Origin of the sequence: Desulfuromonas sp. TF (assembly GCF_000472285.1) — a bacterium.
Classification (GTDB): Bacteria; Desulfobacterota; Desulfuromonadia; order Desulfuromonadales; family ATBO01; genus ATBO01.
In genome coordinates, this window is record NZ_KI421413.1 from 397,757 (window position 1) to 416,147 (window position 18,391).

The following is an 18,391-nucleotide window of genomic DNA, read 5'->3' on the forward strand; positions in this document are numbered from 1 at the left end:
ACTGCTGTCGCCTCGCTCTGTTCATCGATGGCGGCAAGGAGACGGAAGAGCTGGCCGAAAAAATAGACCGAGGGAAATATCCTCCGGTCTATTTTTTCTCATTTGTGCTTACCGTTTGCTACTGATCCACATCCCGTCCGAAATTGCGGAACTCATCAAGATTGCTGAACTCGCGCCAGGCGAGATACTGATTTGGGGCATTCACAAAGTCGTAGATATTCTCCAGAACCTCAAAATGCTTGTGCTCTTCCTCGGCAATTCGCAGCAGAAGAGCTTTCACATCCTTGTTCTCCTCCTTCGCAGCCGCATCCTCATAAAGGCGGAAGCTGTCCGCCTCGAGTTTCATGGCATGACGGTAACCGTCGATATCTCCGGAGACGGGGCCCAGAGCATTCTTTTTGCCGAGGAGTTCTTCGAAGACGTTTTTCGAATCATCAAGCACCGTCGTGTCCTCCATGGCCATGGTCGACGTCTGGCCTTTCATCGCCTGGAAAATCTCGTAGTGTTTCTGCTCGTCTTTGGCGAGCCGCCTGAAGATATTCTTGAGCCCTTCCATATTGCTTTCAGCGGCCATTTTCTCGTAAAGGGATTTTCCGTCCATTTCCATTTTCATGGCATAGTCGAATACGTTCATCGTTTCTCTCCTGTGGTCTGAGGGTTGGGTATTTTCGACGCGATGCGGATGAGGTTGTTTTGTAATACAGAATCCCAGACATTCAGGGATTTTCGGATGCCTTTCTACCGGTGCAACCCGTAGAAGAGGCAGCAGCTCATCACAATAAAAAGTGTCCGGAAGTGACGCTGATCCGGAACTTCGTACAACTTTACCTCGAAGAGGGAATCTGTCAAGATTGAATGAAAAAGGCGTCCGGGGAAGGACGCCTTAGGTTCGTGCGGGTGTGGGGCTGGAGTTACCCGGCCAGAATCTTCGCCTTGCGATCCTTGAGAGCGGCGGCGTGGCGGTCTTCTTCGCCTGCCAACCAGGTGAAGGCTTCCTTCCCTTCTTCGGTGCGGGCGTTGCGGGCGGCGGCATGGAAGTACTCGGCAAACCTCTCCTCGGCCTCAATGGCCAGATCAAGCGCCTGCAGGTCTGAATTCTCGGACTGAAGCACTTGAATGAGCCGCTCGGGAGAGGGGAAGATCTCGCGGTCGGAGAAACGGCGCAGATAAGGGAGAAACTCCTCTTCGTTGGCCCAGAAGGCTCCCTCCTCGTACTTGGGGACCAGCCTTTCCAGAGTTTTCAGGTGCTGAACTTCGTCCTGCGCGAGCCAGGTGAAAATCTCCTTGGCCAGGGGGCTTTTGGCCTTCTCCACCATGGCTGCATAGAACCGGTGGCCGTTCTTTTCCACTTCCATGGCCGCCCGGATGACTTCGAATCCACTGTAATCCTCAATACCTGTCATGAAACGCTCCTGATTGTAAGATAGGTCTATCTTCGTGGAAAACGGTCGAGCTTCGTCCGGAGTCCCGCTCAATCGACCCTCCGCCGTAAACTACTCAATTTCCCCTCACCTGTCAATCACCTGCCGAACAGACCCCTGATGGTATCTTCCAGCTGTTTCCCAGCCGGTTCAGGACTTTTCCCCCCTTCTTCTCCGGAAGGCGGAGCCAGCTTGTCGAAAATTTCCTTCTGCAGCTTCTTCTGGATTTCCTCCCGTGCCTTCTCCTGGACCTTCCCCTTGACCGCAGAGGTGTCCAGGACGAAGCGAGGCGCCCCGATGGTTCCGGTCACCTTCAGAGGGACCTGCCCCCATCCCTCGGCATCGGTCAGGAATCGGGAGACCTTTCCGCCGCTGTCGAGCCTGCCGGTAAGCTCGGGAGAGAGCGCCATGTCCAGCGCCACATTAAGTGAGCCGTCGAGCCCGACAGACCCGGTCGGCTCCATTCGCACATTGCTCCCTTTCAGATCGCTGTTCAGGCGCAGCCGTCCATCGTCGACCGTGAAGCTTCCGTCTGCCCGGCTGAACTGCAGCACCCTGAGTTCTTCCAGATTAAGGAAGTCGGCCAACCCCTGAACCAGTCCGGCGCCGGTGATTTTGCCGTCGGTGAGCAGCAGGGCGCCTTTTCCGGAGAGGTTTTTCTTGATGGCTTCGGGCAATGTTCCCCGGCCATTCACCTCGGTGGTGAGATTGAGGGTCCCGAATACCGTACCGCCGGCCTTTGGAAAGAGGGCGCTGATGAGAGGGTCGGTCTGGATCCCAGAGACTTCCACCCGCCCCGCATAGGCGAGCCCTTTTTTTGCCAGGTCGATTTTGCCGGTCTGATTGAACCCACCGCCGGCGGTCCGCCCCGTGAGCTTCTGGATGTCCAATACATTGTTCTCGAGACGGTAGCGCAACTCGAAATTTTCAATGGTCAATCCCTGATAGACGCCCCGGCCGACCAGCACTGAACCTTCGGCGGTGACCGGGATGTCGAAAGGACCGAGTTCGACGGGAGGGGTTGGCGGCGGCTCCTTGGCTTTTTCGTCTGCCTGCGCCGGAGGGGCGGTCGCTGCCGGGGCAGCGGCGGCCTGCAGCAGGGGATCGAGTAGAAACTCCTCTGAGGTGATATCGGTGCGAACGACAATCGGCTTACCGAACAGGTTTTTCGCCCGCAGGTTGATAGCGGCTACGTTTTGTCCGAGTTGCAGAAGGAGCTTTTCGGCCGTGAGGGAATCCCCGGCAAGGTTCAACACACCGGTGAGGGAGGGGCGCAGCCCGCCGGAACTGACCTCGATGGCGTTAAGATGCACTTCGCCGTCGCGCAGCAGCTTCATCGGCTCAGCAACAGGTCCAGCCAGATGGAGTTGTGCCTGGATCGTGCCTGCGGGATTCATATCGGCAAAGGGACGGACCAGGTCTTCGGGAGCGGCGCTGACGGCGGCATTGAGATCGAGATCTTCCAGGCGGGCAGTGATATCGATGGCGGGTTCGCCTGCGAAGTGTTCCACCCTCCCCGAGATGTGAAGGGGAATTCCATTCAGGGCAGCCTTCGTCTCCCTTATCTCGAGGCTGGACGCTTGCAGGTCAGCCGTGACCATGTAGTCAAGGGACAGATCGGCGTTGCGCAGGGGAGTGTCCTGCATGGCATCGAGAACCAGTTCTATCCCGTTGAGAGCAATGTGCCCCTTCGATTCAACCATCTCGCGCCCCCCTTCGGCGGTAAGATCGAGATTGAGCCGGAGGGAGCCGAGTTTTCCCGGGAGGTATTCCTGGAAGTAGGGGGTGAAGGCTGTCACGTCCAGATCCTGGAGCAGGACTTTGGCCCGCCCCTGCAGATCGTCGAGATCGGCTTCTCCTTCCACCTCCAGGGAGGCCTGGTTTAAACGGGCCTGCATCCGGAACGGGAAGGGTTTATCGAGGGAGATGTCCCTGGCATTGGCAAAGACCCCGGAGAGCCTGAAGCGATAAGGAGTATCAGCCTCCAGGGCATGGTCGTGAAAAATGACTTCACCTTCGGAGAGGACCACCTCGGATACCAACAGATCAACGGGCTCCTCCTCCGGCTCAGCCGCAGCCCCGCGGGGCTCCTTTTCCCCCTCCGGTCCCGAAAGATCGCTGAAATTGAAGGTTCCGTCAGCGAAGCGGACCACCCGGATCCGCGGAGTCTCCAGCAGAATCTCGTCGATGACCACCCGCATGAACAGCAGGGGCCAGAACTGATAGCTCAAAACCACCCGGTCGGCGGCGACGAAGGGCTCGTCCTCGCCCCCTTCCTTCCCGCCCCGTTCGTGCACGACCAGATTGTGGAGAACCACGCCGGAGAAGAGGCTTACTTCGATCTTGCCCAGCTCCACCTCTCGCTGCAGCTTTTCCTGCGCCAGGGGGAGGACCGTGTCACGAATCCGCTCAGGGGTGACCAGCAATTTGGCCAGAACCAGAACAGCGACGACCAGCACCACCAGAATGGCGGCCACTACCGCGACAATTTTTAAAGGCCTGTTCATGTTTACCCTCTTTCAAATCAGAGTTGTGTCTGCAGTCCGGGCATTCAAGGGATCCTTCACTCCGCCGAGATCGAGCACCGTCCGCCACTCCTGAGTGCTCACCGGCTGGACCGAAAGACGATTTCCCCTTTTAAGCACCCCCATCCCGGCCAGGAGAGGGTGAGCGCGCAACTCCTCGCGGGTCAAGGGATGCGGAAGGGGAAGGACGTACTGCACGTCCACCATGTACCAGATGGGATTGTCGTCGCTGGCTCGGGGATCGAAATGATCGGAGCGGGGATCGAGGGCGGTATGGTCGGGATACCCCTGGCGCACCACTCGGGCCACTCCTACGATGGCCGGCTCCCGGACGTTGCTGTGATAGAAAAGAACCCCGTCGCCGACCCTGATCTCGTCCCGCAACAGGTTTCGAGCTTGGAAGTTGCGCACCCCGTCCCAGTGCTCGATGCCGTCGGGACAACCGCCGAGATCATCGAATGAAAAACAGGTCGGTTCCGATTTCATCAGCCAGTAGCGTCGTTTTTCGCCGGTCAACGCCGATCCTCCAGAAAAAAATGCATCTTTGAAGAAATATTGACCTCAGTCAAGGCCGATGGGTGTACTCCGTCGTATCGTAGGCTCACTTTTGGAAGCAGATATTGATCATTATAGCTCATCTCACAGGAATTCGCCGCACATTGGAAGCGGCGGACCAAAAACCAAGGAGAAGTAAATGAAGAGATTATGGAAAATGTTGGGTCTTTCGTCAGCGAACACTCATTCCATCAACCCGACGCAAAAGGAGGAAAACATGTTCTGTTATCAATGTGAGCAGGTCGCAAACGGCGGCTGCACCAAAATCGGGGTCTGCGGCAAACAGCCGGATGTCGCCGCCCTGCAGGATCAGCTGATTTACGCGATGAAGGGAATCGCCTTCTGGGCCGACAAGGCTCGGGAGAAAGGCGCCACGGACCAGGCGATCGATCGCTTCATGCTCGACGGCCTTTTCGCCACCGTGACAAACGTCGACTTCGACGCCGAGGACGTGGCCAAGCTGGTCCGTCATGCCGCCGCCGCCCTCAATGATGCCAAGGCTCTCTTCGAGAAGGCCAACGGAGGCCCCTTCAACGGCGCCGTTCCCGAAGCGGCCAAACCTTTCAAAGCCGGCAGCACCGCCGAACTGGTCGCTCTCGGGCAGTTGCACGGGGTCAAGGACGACAGCATCGACCCGGACGTCAAGAGCGTTCAGGAGATCCTCATCTACGGTATCAAGGGGTACGCCGCCTACGCTCACCACGCCCTGGTGATCGGTCTGGAGAACGACGAGATCTATGCCCATACCCACAAGTTCCTCGCCGCCACCCTCGACAAGAACCTCGGCCTGATGGACTTCGTCGGTCTCGCCATGGAATGCGGCCGCATCAACCTGGTCACCATGGAGCTGCTCAACAAGGCGAACACCGACAGCTACGGCCATCCGGTTCCGACCCCCGTTCAGCTCGGCACCAAGGCCGGCAAGGCGATCCTCGTCTCCGGTCACGATCTGCGCATGCTGGAGGAACTCCTCAAGCAGACCGAGGGGACCGGAGTCAACGTCTACACCCACGGTGAGATGCTCCCCGCCCACGGCTACCCGGGACTGAAGAAATATGCCCACCTGGCCGGCAACTTCGGCGGCGCCTGGCAGGATCAGGCCAAGGAATTCGCCGACTTCCCCGGGGCCATCATCTTCAATACCAACTGCATCCAGCGCCCGGCCGATGTCTATAAGGACCGCCTCTTCACCTGGGGACTGGTTCAGTGGCCCGATGTCGCCCACGTCGAAGGGTGGGATTTCTCCGCCGTGATCAAGAAAGCCCAGGAACACGCCGGCTTCGCTGAAAACCCCGGCCAGGAGATTCTTACCGGCTTCGGCCACAACGCCGTCCTCGGCGTAGCCGACAAGGTCATCGATGCGGTCAAGGCCGGCCAGATCCGCCACTTCTTCCTCGTCGGCGGCTGCGACGGCGCCAAAAGCGGCCGCAACTATTACACCGAGTTTGCCGAAAAGGCTCCCAAGGACACCGTCATCCTCACCCTGGCCTGCGGCAAGTACCGCTTCAACAAGCTCGACTTCGGCGACATCGGCGGCATACCGCGCCTGCTCGACGTCGGCCAGTGCAACGACGCCTACAGCGCCATCCAGATCGCCGTGGCCCTGGCGGGCGCCTTCGAATGCGACGTCAACGATCTGCCCCTGTCCCTGGTTCTTTCCTGGTACGAGCAGAAAGCGGTGGCGATCCTGCTGACCCTGCTGCACCTGGGGATCAAGAACATCAAGATCGGCCCCTCGCTGCCGGCGTTCGTTACGCCCAACGTTCTCAACTTCCTGGTGGAGAACTTTAACATCGGACCCATCACCACTGCCGAAGAGGACCTCAAGCAGATCCTCGGCTAAAAACCAGATAACATAGCACACAACAAAGAGCGCGGGGAATTCCCCGCGCTCTTTCTTGTGGCATCGTATGCCTCACCAGTCACCAGTCACTCCGACCCGTTTAATCAATTGTTGACAGTATCCCTCTGTAAACGCTTATAATGGACCAATTTCCTCCCCTGGAGTTTCGAGCCATGTCTCTAAAGGTCGCCACCCATTTCGCTTCCGCCGAGCGAGCCGCTGCCGCCGACATTTCGCGCCAGGTCGACTACTTCTCCGAGCGAGGCCTGACCCGGTACCTCCTCGAGGCGGTACCGACCCATCTTGCCATCCTCAACGGGCAACGGCAGATCGTCTATGCCAACCGTTCGCTCATCGATCTGGTCGGGGAAGAAGAAATATTCCTCCACGGAAGGCGTCCCGGCGAGGTCCTGCGCTGCACCCATTCCGACGAAGGGCCTGGAGGCTGCGGAACGTCGAAGGCCTGTTCCACGTGCGGAGCCATCCTGGCCATCCTATCCAGTCTGACCGGCAAGCGGGAAGAGCGCGAATGCTGCCTGGTGCGCACGACCGACGGGCGGACCGAGGTGCTGAACCTCATGGTCTTCGCCACCCCCTTCGAATACCAGGGAGAAAGATTCACCGTCTTCGCCGTCAACGACATCAGCCATGAGAAGCGTCGCCGCACCCTGGAGCGCCTTTTCTTCCATGATGTCCTCAATATGGCGGGGGGGGTGCGGGGGTTTGCGGACCTGCTGCGCAGCGGAGAGCTGGTGGGGAGGGAAGAAGTCTTTCAGCGGATACACGATGCGGCGCAGCGCATCATCGAAGAGATCGAAGCCCAGAGGACCCTTGCCGCCGCCGAAAACGGAGAACTGCGCATTGAATCGGGCTCCGTCAGCTCCCGCATGCTTCTCGAGGAGACGGTGGCGTTTTATCGCCATCACAATGCGGCCGGGGGACGCACCATCCATATCGATGACGACTCCGAGGAGGTCTTCTTCGAAAGCGATCGCACCCTTCTAGGCAGGGTCCTGGGGAACATGATCAAGAACGCCCTCGAAGGCTCTCAAAAAGGGGAGACGGTTAGCGTCGGCTGCCGGCGGTCGCCGATAGGGGTTGAATTCCTGGTGCACAATGGCGCCGTCATTCCGAAAGAATCACAACACCAGATTTTCCGCCGGTCCTTCTCCACCAAAGGAAAGGATCGGGGGCTGGGAACCTACAGCATGAAGCTGCTCACCGAATATCTTCAGGGAGAAATATCCTTCACCAGCCAGGAAGAGAAAGGAACCCTCTTCGTCGCCCGTTATCCCCTGAAGCTGGCCTGAAGCCCCACCCCAGGCTCACCCTTCCTCCAACCGCCCCTCAAGACCGGTCGATGATGCGCCGGTCACTCCGACCTTTGCCATGGTTCCTTCCAGACCTTCCGGTCCTGTAAAAAAGACGGACAGGTAATTGCGGGAAAGCCCCTTGTACCTCCCTTCGACCTTCGTCCCCTCGACGACCACCTCCAGGCTGTGGCCGATGAAACCGGCGGCGAAGGCCCGGTTTTTCTCCTCCCCCACCCCACGGATGGTTGCGGCCCTCTCCTTGGCCACATCTCCCGGCACCTGGCCGGCCATTTTCGCGGCCGGCGTTCCCGGCCTGCGGCTGAAGGGGAAGACGTGCAGGTGGGTGGCGGGCAGATCCTCAATCAGGCGACAGGTTTCGGCGAACTCCTCTTCGGTTTCCCCGGGGAAACCGACAATCACGTCCAGACCGATGGCGGCGGCGGGGATGCGGCGGCGGATGCCTTCGGTGAGGGTGCGAAAAAAATCGGTGGTGTAGTGGCGATTCATGCGCCCGAGCACGGCGTCGCTGCCGGCCTGCAGGGGGATGTGAAAGTGCGGACAGAGCACGTCGGAAGCCGCGACCGCTTCCACCAGTTCTTCCGGAATCTCCGTCGGTTCAATGGAGCCGAGACGCAGTCGGGGGACGGTCGTTTCGTTTTCCAGCAGACGCGCCAGTTCCAGCAGGGAGGTGGGGGGGTGCAGGTCATGTCCGTAGCCGCCGATGTGGATGCCGGTGAGGACCACCTCGTGGTATCCGTTGACGCTCAGCCTCCGGACCTGCTCCAGAACCCGCCCGGGGGTGACGGAGCGGCTGGCCCCGCGGGCGTAGGGAATGATGCAGTAGGAGCAGAAGGCGTCGCAGCCGTTCTGGATCTGAACAAAAGCCCGGCTGCGCTCAGCGAAGGAGGTCAGTTCGAGTGGAACCGCTTCGGTGGAGAGGCGGATGTCGGAAACCCGAACGGAGTTCGCGGATTCCCCGTCCTCCTCGAGCAGGCGCAGGAAATCCTTCTTCTCCTCATTTCCCAGTACCAGGGAAACGCCGGGGATGGCGGCCAGGGAGGCGGGATCGACCTGGGCGTAGCAGCCGGTCACGGTGATGCGGCAGGCGGGGTTGACGCGCCGGGCGCGGCGTATGAGATTGCGCGACTGGGCGTCGGTGGCGGCGGTGACGGTGCAGGTATTGACGATCACCAGCTCGGCCCCCTCCTCAAAGGGGATCAGACGATAGCCGGCCTCGCGGAGGCGCTCCTCCATGGCGGCGGACTCGAACTGGTTGGTCTTGCAGCCTAAAGTGGCGATTGAAACGGTGCGATTATTTGAAGGGGAAGGCGTCATTGGTCCTTAGTCACTTGTCACTTGTCATTTGTTTACGCCTCACGCCTCACGCCTCACCGGTTTCATTCAATCCACCCGCCGCCCAGAACCCGGTCGCCGTCATAGAACACCGCCGCCTGGCCTGGAGTCACCCCCCGCTGCGGATCGTCGAAAAGAACCGTGCCCCGGCCGTCCGGCAGAGGAGTGATGAGAGCGGGAACCTCGCCGTGCCGGTAGCGGATGCGGCAGCGGGCGCGAAAAGGCTCAACAGGCTCTGCGACGATCCAGTTGGCGCCGTGCACGGTCAGCTCCCTCTTCGACAGATGCTCCTTTTCCCCGACCACCACCTGCCGCTTTTCGGCGTCGATGGCTACCACGAAGAGTGGGTGAGGCCAGGAGATGCCGAGGCCCCGCCGCTGGCCGACCGTGTAGCGATAGGTCCCCCGGTGTCTGCCCAGGATCTTTCCGGATACGTGGACGATATCGCCGTCCATCAGCCCGCGCCCTCTCTCCTCTTCCAGAAAACGCACATAGTCGCCGTCAGGGACGAAGCAGATGTCCTGACTTTCGGCTTTTTCCGCCACCCGCAGGTCCAGGCGGGCGGCATGGGAGCGGACCTCTTCCTTGGTCATTCCGCCCAGGGGAAAGCGCACCCGGGCCATCTGCTCCGGGGTCAGGGTGAATAGAAAGTAGCTCTGGTCCTTGGCCGGGTCGAGCCCCTTGCGCAGAGAGAGCCCATCGGGGCCCTCCTCGATGCGGGCGTAGTGACCGGTAACCAGGTAGTCGGCCTCGATCTCCCGGGCCTTGCGCAGGAGCAGCTCGAACTTGAGGACCTGATTGCACAGCACACAGGGGTTTGGGGTACGCCCGGTGAAATAGTCTTCGCAGAAGCGGTCGATGACTTCGCGCTGAAAATCCTTTTCGAAGTTGACCACGTAAAAGGGAATCTGGAGACTCTCCGCCACCCGGCGGGCATCGTAGACATCGTCGAGGGAACAGCAGGTCCCGAACGTCTCGCCGTGCTCGGCGGCAAAGCCGGAGTAATCCCAGATCTGCATGGTCATGCCGATGACCTCATGCCCCTGTTCCTTGAGCAGGGCCGCCGCCACCGACGAGTCCACCCCGCCGCTCATGGCGACGACGATGCGTTTTTTTGAATCAGTCATGAGTTATCGGTGATTGGTGATTGGTGATTGGCAACTGATGATTAGGGACAGGGAGCAGTGACGGAAAAAGGGAGGGCTCTGCGCAAAAGCCCTCCCTCGCAGGTACTCGAATCGTTTTGCTTTTACCGCTCACTGATCACCGTTCACGCCTTTTACTTGTTCTTTTCCTGGTAATTCTTGATCGCCTCGTGCAGAGCGTCGGCGGCCAGGTTTGAGCAGTGGAGCTTTGCCGGGGGAAGGCCGTCCAGGGCGTCGGCGACGGCGGCGTTGGTCAGCTCCATCGCCTCCTCAAGGGTTTTGCCGATGGCCATCTCGGTGACCATGGAGGAGGTGGCGATGGCCGCTCCGCAACCGAAGGTCTTGAACTTGATGTCCTTGATGACATTGTCCTCGACCTTGAGAAAAATCTTCATGATGTCACCGCAGGAGGCGTTGCCCACCTCGCCGACGCCGTCGGCGTTGTCGATTTCCCCGACGTTGCGGGGGTTACTGAAATGGTCCATCACCTTATCGGAATACATGGTCTTCTCCTGTTTAGAAAATAAGGCCGGGCTGTCCGCCCATGGCCGGCGTCATACCTTGCGAATGACCTGGCATTCCTCGCAGGTCATCGGCTCCTTGCGGTTATACAGCGGGCTCATCTCCCGAAGGCGCTGGACGATGGGCGGAAGGATCTCCAGAACATAGTCGACATCTTCCTCGGTATTGCCGGGGCCGAGGCTGAACCGGGTGCTGGAGTGGGCCAGAATCACATCGACGCACATCGCCCCCATGACATGGGAGGGTTCCAGGGAGCCGGAGGTGCAGGCCGATCCCGAGGAGGCGGCGATCCCCTTCATGTCGAAGTTGAGAAGCAGGGACTCCCCTTCGATGTAGGCAAAACTGATGTTGAGGGTATTGGGAAGACGTCTGTCCGGGTCGGGATGGCCGTTGAGCTTGACCTCGGGGATGCTGCTCATGATCCCCTTCTCGAGGCGGTTCCGAAGCTGCCGCAGCCGAGCCGACGTCTCGGCCATTTCGACTCCGGCCAGCTCGCAGGCGATCCCGAGGCCGGCGATTCCGGCCACGTTATGCGTGCCGGCGCGCCGGTTGCGCTCCTGGTGCCCGCCGTGAATCAGGGCGTTCATCTTCGTTCCCCGGCGGATATAAATTGCGCCGACCCCTTTGGGGGCGCCGATCTTGTGCCCCGACAGGACCAGCAGGTCGACCCCGGCCTTCTGCACGTCCACCGGAACCTTCCCGATCGCCTGAACGGCATCGGTATGGAAACGGATCTTGTACTTGCGGGCGATGGCGCCGATCTCCTCGATGGGGAAGAGGTTTCCGGTCTCGTTGTTTCCCCACATGACAGAGATGAGGATGGTCTGATCCGTGATGGCCTCTTCAAGATCCGCAAGATCGAGCATCCCGTCCCGGTCCACCGGCAGATAGGTGACCCGGAACCCCTGCTTCTCCAGATACTGACAGGTGTTGAGAACGGCCGGGTGCTCGACGCTGGTGGTGATGATGTGGTTCCCCTTGTCCCGAAGCGCTTCCGCCGTCCCCTTGATCGCCATGTTGTCCCCCTCGCTGCCGCAGGAGACAAAGACGATTTCGGCCGGTGAACAGTTTATCGACTTCGCCACCTGCTCCCGGGCCTTTTCCACGGCGCCGCTCACCGCCCGCCCCGCCCAGTGCACACTGGAGGGGTTGCCGAACTGCTCGCGAAAGAACGGGAGCATGGCCTCCAGCACCTCGGGGCGAACCGGTGTAGTGGCATTGTAATCCATGTAAATACGCTTCACAAAAACACCTCCATATATAATTCGAGCGAAGGGCTCGGATTTCCCGTCTCGTCCTAAACTCCTGAACCTGCTTTGGCTTTCGCCTCTTTCGTCAAATCCTCCAGGTTGATGGAGGAGAGAAACTGACGGATGCGCCCGCCGAGCCCCTGCCAGACGCTGTGCGTGACGCATTGATCGACACAGGAGCAGCGGCCGTCCTGATCCATGCAGGAGACCGGAACAAGGGTTTCCTCCACGCTGTCGATAATCTCGTCGACGCGGATCCGGTCGGCCGGTCGGGCCAGCACATACCCCCCTCCGGGACCGCGAACGCTGTCCACTATTTTCCCCCGCCGGAGCTTGACAAAAAGCTGCTCAAGATACGTGAGGGAGATGTCCTCCCGGGCGGCTATAGCCTTCAGGCTCATCGGCGCCCCATCGGCATAAAGATTGAGGCTCACCATGGCCCGCACCGCATACTGGGCTTTGGTTGAAAGTCGCATGGGTCAGGCATGCTCCGCTGAAGGCACCGGGGAAGTTTCGGAACGTATGGACGCCTGACGATCCTGCGCCTCGGCAAGTTCCTGAACTTTCCTCTCCAAGGCCCTGATCTGGTCGAAAAGACAGGAGATGGCCTTGGCCTCGGGGTCCGGGAGGCGCCCGTGTTCCAGGTCAGCCCTCTCCTCCGGCTTCTGTCCCTCAGTCATGACCACCCGCCCGGGCACCCCGACCACGGTAGAGTTGGGAGGGACCTCCTTGACGACCACGGAGTTGGACCCGATCTTGCTGTTGTCCCCCACCTTGAAAGGTCCGAGGATCTTGGCCCCGGACCCGATGACGACGTTATTACCGAGGGTGGGGTGTCGTTTCTCCTTGGCCCAGGAGGTGCCGCCCAGGGTGACCCCGTGGTAAAGGGTGCAGTTGTCGCCGATTTCAGCGGTTTCGCCAATGACGACTCCCATGCCGTGGTCGATGAAGAAACCGCGGCCGATCTTCGCCCCAGGGTGGATTTCAATCCCGGTAAAGAAGCGGCCCAGGTGTGAAACGAACCGGCCGAGAAAGTAAAAACCCCGCTGCCACAGGGAATGAGCCACCCGGTGGAACAGCATGGCGTGAAAACCAGGGTAGCAGAAGACGATCTCCAGAACATTGCGAACGGCCGGATCCCGTTCGAAAACCGCCTTAAAATCTTCCTTCAGGTGTTTAAACACGCCGACTCTCCTTTGATAAATTACATGCATCCCGATACGATTGTTGCGGATATGGATAACATACCTGAGCAAAACTGTCAATTATTTTGTCCGTAAAAAAGCCCATTTATCGTCGACGGGGATAGGCTTAATTTCAGGAATGGATGACTCATGGGAGGGAGAAACGATTTTCGGGATTAGACAATGACAGATGGAATCCCGTTCCCCTGCAGGAATCTCACGGCCCCCAAAGGCAGTCCCGGGGGCATTCTCCTGTATCGAACTTCAGGCAAAAACGGTCCTTTTTTCTTAAAATCACAAGGCCGTTTTTCAATGCAGGGTTGCCCTGAGCAGGAGTTCTTCCGCCCTGGGGATATCTTCTTCGGCCACATGGATCTGCGACGGACCGATCCCCTGCACCGGTTCATATCTGAGGAAATACTCTATCCCGTTTTCACTCAGGATAGCTTCCACGCGGTAAAGATCGGCTTCATCAACCGGATCGTAAAACAGCGCCATGACTCCACCTCCTATTCGGGTACACTCCAATTTTACCACAGCATTTTCAGACTTTTGCTGCACTGCACATATTTTAATGAGCGAGGCGGTCAGAGGAAAAGGCGGTAGACGGGGTTTCCGGATTCCTCCACGAAACGGTAGCCGAGCCGGTCCAGAAACTCCCGGAAGCCATCCTCCTCTTTGGGCGGTATTTCAAGGCCGATCAGGACACGCCCGTAATCCCCTCCCTGGCTGCGGTAATGGAAGAGAGAAATATTCCAGTTCTCTCCCATTGAGCCGAGGAACCGAACCAGGGCGCCGGATCGCTCGGGGAACCAGAAGCGGTAGAGCACCTCATGGCCGGCTTCGGGGGATCGGCCCCCGACCATATATCGGACGTGGGTCTTGGCCAGTTCGTTGTCGGTCAGATCGATATTGTCGAATCCGTGTTCACCGAGCAGTTGTCCGAAGGCATGGCGTTCTCCGGTGTTCCTGATCGAGATGCCAACGAAAATGTGGGCCCTCTCCCGGCCGGCCAGGCGGTAATTGAATTCGGTGATATTTCGATCCCCGAGGACGTCGGAGCAGAACCGGCGCAGCGAGCCCGGATTTTCGGGGATGGTGACGGCAAAGAGCGCCTCCTGCTTTTCGCCGATAAGCGTCCGCTCCGCAACGTAGCGCAGCCGCTCAAAATTCATGTTGGCCCCGGAGTTGACGGCCACCAGGGTCCGCCCCGAAACCTTGCGCTCCCGGACGTATTTTTTGAGCCCGGCGACCCCGAGGGCTCCGGCCGGTTCGACGATGGAGCGCGTATCCTGATAAATGCTGCGGATGGCGCTGCACAGCTCATCCGTATCGACCCGGATGATTTCATCGAGGTACCGTCGGCACAGATCGAAGGTCAGGTGCCCCACCTCCCGCACCGCGACTCCGTCGGCAAAAATGCCCACCGAATCGAGCCGGATACGGCGGCCGGCGGCCAGCGAACGGGCCATGGCATCGCTGTCGGCGGGTTCAACGCCGACGACCCGGATCTCCGGGCAGAGAGCCTTGAGATATCCGGCCACGCCGGCGGCGAGCCCGCCGCCGCCGACCGGAACGAAAACGGCATCCATCTGTCCGGCGCTCTGGCGCAGAAGCTCGTCGGCAACCGTCCCCTGCCCGGCGATCACCAGATCGTCGTCAAAGGGATGGATAAAGGTCATGCCGGTCGTCTCCACCATCTGCTGGCAGTGATCGGCGGCTTCCGAATAGTTGTCGCCGTGCAGTATGACCTCGGCCCCATATCCCTCGACCGCCCCGACCTTGATCTGGGGGGTGGTCAACGGCATGACGATGACCGACCGGATGCCGAGCTTGCGGGCGGAAAAGGCCACCCCCTGCGCGTGATTCCCGGCGGAGGCGGCGATGACGCCGCGGGCTCGCTCTTCTTCGGTGAGGTGGGCGATCTTGTTGTAGGCCCCCCGCAGCTTAAAGGAGAAGATCGGCTGCAGATCCTCACGCTTCAGCAGCACCCGGTTGTCGAGGGTCCGCGACAGGCCGGCCGCCTCTTCCAGCGGCGTCTCCGCCGCGGCCTCGTAGACGCGGGAGGTGAGGATGAGCTTGAGGAGTTTTTGCATGATTTCAGATCGTAAGAGGGTATTAAACCGGAATGCAGGTACTAAAAAGAGAGGATAAAGGAAAAAAGATCAGGGAAAAAGGAAAATCTGCTTTATGCCTTCGACTTTACCTTGATCCTTGCACCTATTGCCTTTCTCCTACGACCTTTCCAGAATCATCGCACAGGCCATCGCACCGGCGGCGCAGACGGAGATGAGCCCATAGCGGGCATCGCTGCGGGCCATCTCGTTCGCCAGAGTCGTCATGATCCGGGCGCCGGTGGCGGCGAAAGGATGACCGATGGCGACGGAGCTTCCCAGAGGGTTGAGCTTTTCGGAGTCGACGGTCCCGATCGCCTCCTCCTTCCACCCCTGCTCCCACGCCTTGAGGTTGAAGGCCACCTGGGCGCCGAAGGCTTCGTGCACCTCGACGATGTCCATGTCGGCGAGCGTCAGCCCCGTCTTCCGCAGCAGGCGCGGCACCGCCACCGCCGGCGCCATGAGCAGGCCGTCCCGGGGGTGGATGGCGGCAAACTCCGCCGCCCGGATGAAGGCCAGGGGTTCGTATCCCTCGGCCCTGGCCCGCTCTTCACTCATCAGGAGCACCGCGGCCGCGCCGTCCGTCAGGGGGCTGGCGTTGGCGGCGGTGATCGTCCCCTGCGCGGGATCGAAGACCGGCTTGAGTTTGGCCATCTTCTCCAGGGTTGTATCGCCGCGGACGATGGTGTCGTGGTCTACGCCGAGCACGGGATAGATCTCCGCCGTCAACCGTCCGTCGGCGGTGGCCGAGGCGGCCCGATGATGGCTGCGCAGCGCTATTTCGTCCTGTTCTGCCCGGCCGATCCTCCATTCCTTGGCGGTCAACTCGGCGTGCTCCCCCATGGTCAGACCGGTGGAGGGCTCCTTGAAGGAGAGGGGAACGGGTTTAAAATGACGGGGGCGCAGCCTCAGCAGGGTTCTGATCCTGTCGCCGGCAGTCTTTGCCGTACCCGCTTCCAGAAAGATCCGCGAAGCCTCGCGGCCGAAGAGGACCGGCACCGCCGACATCGACTCCACGCCGCCGGCCATTCCTATCTCGGCCCGTCCGGCGCGGATGAAGTCGGCGACGTCCACGGCGGCGTGCAGGCTGGTGATGCAGTTGTTGGAGACGAGGTACGCCTCGATGGAGGCGGGAAGATCGAGATCGAAGACGATCTCCCGGGCCAGATTGGAGGTGAAGGGATCGTGCAGCACCCGCCCCCACACCAGCAGGTCGATCATCTTGGGATCGAGCTCGAAACGCTCCAGCACCCCTTTGATGGCCTGGGAAGACAGCTTGAGCTGAGAAATGTCACGGAAGAAGGTTCCGGCCTTGACGAAAGGGGTGCGCATGCCGCCGACGACGGCGACTCTGTGGTTGTCGTTCATAAATCGGCTCCCGTTCGAATCTGCGGCAATGCGTCGCATGTCCCGTGTAACAGGTTAGAACTAATTATAAATATCGACAAATGTATACACCTTTTATATAATACCACGGCGCGGCGGTCCTTCCGCCGCGGCTATCCATATCATGACAAGGAGAGAAGACATGGCTACTCCGGAATTCACGTACCAGGACCCTTTTCCACTGGCAAAGGACACCACCAAGTACCGCAAGATCGACGGTTCCGAGAAATTCGTCAGCGTGGCGAATTTCGACGGAAAGGACGTCGTCAAGGTCGATCCCGAGGCCCTGACCGTGCTCGCCAATGCCGCCATGAAGGACGTCTCCTTCCTGTTGCGCCCCGAGCATAACGATCAGGTCGGCAAGATCCTGCGCGACCCCGAGGCATCGATGAACGACAAGGGCGTGGCCATGGCCTTTCTGCGCAACGCCGAGATCTCCGCCAACTTCGAGCTGCCGATCTGCCAGGACACCGGCACCGCCACCATCCTCGGCAAGAAGGGGCAGCAGGTCTGGACAGGCTCCAGGGACGAGGAATTCCTCTCCAAAGGGGTCTACAAGACCTATACCGAGGAAAACCTGCGCTACAGCCAGACCGTCGCGCTGGACATGTACAAGGAAAAGAACACCGGGACCAACCTGCCGGCTCAGATCGATCTCATGGCCACCGAGGGGGACGCCTACAAGTTCCTCTTCATCGCCAAGGGAGGCGGCTCGGCGAACAAGACCATGCTCTATCAGGAGACCAAGGCCCTTCTCACCCCTGAGAGGCTGGAAAAGTACCTGATCGAGAAGATGAAGTATCTCGGCACCGCCGCCTGCCCCCCGTATCACATCGCCTTTGTCATCGGCGGCACCAGCGCCGACGCCTGCATGAAGGCCGTCAAGCTCGCCACCGCCAAGGAGCTCGACGGGCTCCCCACCGAGGGGAACGAGCACGGCCGCGCCTTCCGCGACGTCGAGCTGGAAGGGAAGCTCCTCGAGGCGGCCCAGAAGCTCGGCATCGGCGCCCAGTTCGGCGGCAAGTACTTCGCCCACGACGTCCGCGTCATCCGCCTCCCCCGCCACGGCGCCTCCTGCCCCGTCGGTATGGCCGTCTCCTGCTCCGCCGACCGCAACATCAAGGCGAAGATCACCCGCGACGGACTCTTCGTCGAGGAGATGGACCGCAACCCCGGCCGCCTGATCCCCGAGCAGTACCGCGGCAAGCACAGCCACGGCACCAAGATCGATCTCAACCGCCCGATGAAGGAAGTGCTGGCCGACCTGACCAGGCTCGAAGTCGGCGCTCCGCTGCTTCTCAACGGCACCATCGTCGTCGGCCGCGACATCGCCCACGCCAAGTTCAAGGAGATCCTCGACAGCGGCAAACCGCTCCCCGACTACCTCAAGAACCATCCCATCTACTACGCCGGTCCCGCCAAGACCCCGCCCGGCAAAGCGTCCGGCTCCTTCGGCCCCACCACCGCCGGCCGCATGGACAGCTACGTCGACCTTCTGCAGGAAAACGGCGGCTCGCTGGTGATGATCGCCAAAGGGAACCGCTCCCAGCAGGTGACCGACGCCTGCAAGAAGCACGGCGGCTTCTATCTCGGCTCCATCGGCGGCCCGGCCGCGGTGCTGGCCGAGGAGAACATCAAGAAGGTCGAGTGCATCGACTTCCCCGAACTGGGGATGGAAGCGGTCTGGAAGATCGAGGTGGAGGACTTTCCGGCGTTCATCCTGGTGGATGACAAGGGGAACGATTTCTTCAAGAAGCTTGGGCTTTAAACAGATCGGATG

16 protein-coding genes are annotated in these 18,391 nt (G+C 60.1%); 3 read left to right on the top strand and 13 right to left on the bottom strand.

The features are described from left to right. Positions 1 to 118 precede the first annotated feature (118 nt). The 4 genes from DTF_RS0104450 to DTF_RS0104465 form a co-directional block, all read right to left on the bottom strand. Positions 119 to 634, bottom strand: a complete 516-nt coding sequence (locus tag DTF_RS0104450; RefSeq protein ID WP_027714341.1) for a ferritin family protein — start codon at positions 632 to 634, stop codon at positions 119 to 121. A 277-nt stretch (positions 635 to 911) separates the two neighbouring features. Next, on the bottom strand, positions 912 to 1,403 hold the full coding sequence (locus DTF_RS25185) for a ferritin family protein (protein WP_027714342.1): 492 nt from the start codon (positions 1,401 to 1,403) through the stop codon (positions 912 to 914). Positions 1,404 to 1,519: 116 nt separating this feature from the next. Continuing rightward, positions 1,520 to 3,928 (bottom strand): AsmA family protein, encoded by a 2,409-nt coding sequence (locus DTF_RS0104460; protein ID WP_027714343.1) that lies wholly within the window; start codon positions 3,926 to 3,928, stop codon positions 1,520 to 1,522. Between the two features lie 12 nt (positions 3,929 to 3,940). After that, complete coding sequence (locus DTF_RS0104465) at positions 3,941 to 4,432, bottom strand: EVE domain-containing protein (protein WP_035055787.1); 492 nt, start codon at positions 4,430 to 4,432, stop codon at positions 3,941 to 3,943. Positions 4,433 to 4,718: 286 nt separating this feature from the next. Here DTF_RS0104465 and hcp point away from each other — a divergent pair, with 286 nt between their 5' ends. After that, a complete protein-coding gene (gene hcp, locus DTF_RS0104470) occupies positions 4,719 to 6,344 on the top strand; it encodes a hydroxylamine reductase (protein ID WP_027714345.1) in 1,626 nt (541 codons plus the stop codon). Positions 6,345 to 6,517: 173 nt separating this feature from the next. Beyond that, a complete protein-coding gene (locus tag DTF_RS0104475; RefSeq protein WP_027714346.1) occupies positions 6,518 to 7,654 on the top strand; it encodes a sensor histidine kinase KdpD in 1,137 nt (378 codons plus the stop codon). Positions 7,655 to 7,669: 15 nt separating this feature from the next. On the opposite strand, the gene mtaB is transcribed toward DTF_RS0104475, so the two are convergent. The 9 genes from mtaB to DTF_RS0104520 all read right to left on the bottom strand — a co-directional run bounded on the left by mtaB (position 7,670) and on the right by DTF_RS0104520 (position 16,593). After that, a complete protein-coding gene (mtaB, locus tag DTF_RS0104480) occupies positions 7,670 to 8,992 on the bottom strand; it encodes a tRNA (N(6)-L-threonylcarbamoyladenosine(37)-C(2))-methylthiotransferase MtaB (protein WP_027714347.1) in 1,323 nt (440 codons plus the stop codon). 62 nt (positions 8,993 to 9,054) lie between these two features. Further along, complete coding sequence (gene mnmA, locus DTF_RS0104485; RefSeq protein ID WP_027714348.1) at positions 9,055 to 10,137, bottom strand: tRNA 2-thiouridine(34) synthase MnmA; 1,083 nt, start codon at positions 10,135 to 10,137, stop codon at positions 9,055 to 9,057. Positions 10,138 to 10,289: 152 nt separating this feature from the next. Next, positions 10,290 to 10,658 carry a Fe-S cluster assembly scaffold protein NifU gene (gene nifU / locus DTF_RS0104490; protein ID WP_027714349.1) on the bottom strand — a complete coding sequence of 123 codons (369 nt, stop codon included), beginning with the start codon at positions 10,656 to 10,658 and terminating at the stop codon, positions 10,290 to 10,292. A gap of 51 nt (positions 10,659 to 10,709) precedes the next feature. Further along, on the bottom strand, positions 10,710 to 11,921 hold the full coding sequence (nifS, locus tag DTF_RS0104495) for a cysteine desulfurase NifS (RefSeq protein WP_027714350.1): 1,212 nt from the start codon (positions 11,919 to 11,921) through the stop codon (positions 10,710 to 10,712). 53 nt (positions 11,922 to 11,974) lie between these two features. After that, positions 11,975 to 12,403 carry an Rrf2 family transcriptional regulator gene (locus tag DTF_RS0104500; protein WP_027714351.1) on the bottom strand — a complete coding sequence of 143 codons (429 nt, stop codon included), beginning with the start codon at positions 12,401 to 12,403 and terminating at the stop codon, positions 11,975 to 11,977. Between the two features lie 3 nt (positions 12,404 to 12,406). Then, a complete protein-coding gene (gene cysE, locus DTF_RS21880) occupies positions 12,407 to 13,141 on the bottom strand; it encodes a serine O-acetyltransferase (protein WP_081702803.1) in 735 nt (244 codons plus the stop codon). Between the two features lie 279 nt (positions 13,142 to 13,420). Then, a complete protein-coding gene (locus DTF_RS0104510) occupies positions 13,421 to 13,609 on the bottom strand; it encodes a putative signal transducing protein (RefSeq protein ID WP_027714352.1) in 189 nt (62 codons plus the stop codon). A gap of 89 nt (positions 13,610 to 13,698) precedes the next feature. Continuing rightward, a complete protein-coding gene (ilvA, locus tag DTF_RS0104515; protein WP_027714353.1) occupies positions 13,699 to 15,207 on the bottom strand; it encodes a threonine ammonia-lyase, biosynthetic in 1,509 nt (502 codons plus the stop codon). Between the two features lie 138 nt (positions 15,208 to 15,345). Further along, entirely contained in the window at positions 15,346 to 16,593 is a 1,248-nt protein-coding gene (locus DTF_RS0104520) for an acetyl-CoA C-acyltransferase (RefSeq protein ID WP_027714354.1), read from the bottom strand. A gap of 160 nt (positions 16,594 to 16,753) precedes the next feature. On the opposite strand from DTF_RS0104520, the gene DTF_RS0104525 reads away from it, so the two are divergent. Then, positions 16,754 to 18,379 carry a fumarate hydratase gene (locus DTF_RS0104525; RefSeq protein WP_027714355.1) on the top strand — a complete coding sequence of 542 codons (1,626 nt, stop codon included), beginning with the start codon at positions 16,754 to 16,756 and terminating at the stop codon, positions 18,377 to 18,379. Positions 18,380 to 18,391 lie beyond the last annotated feature (12 nt).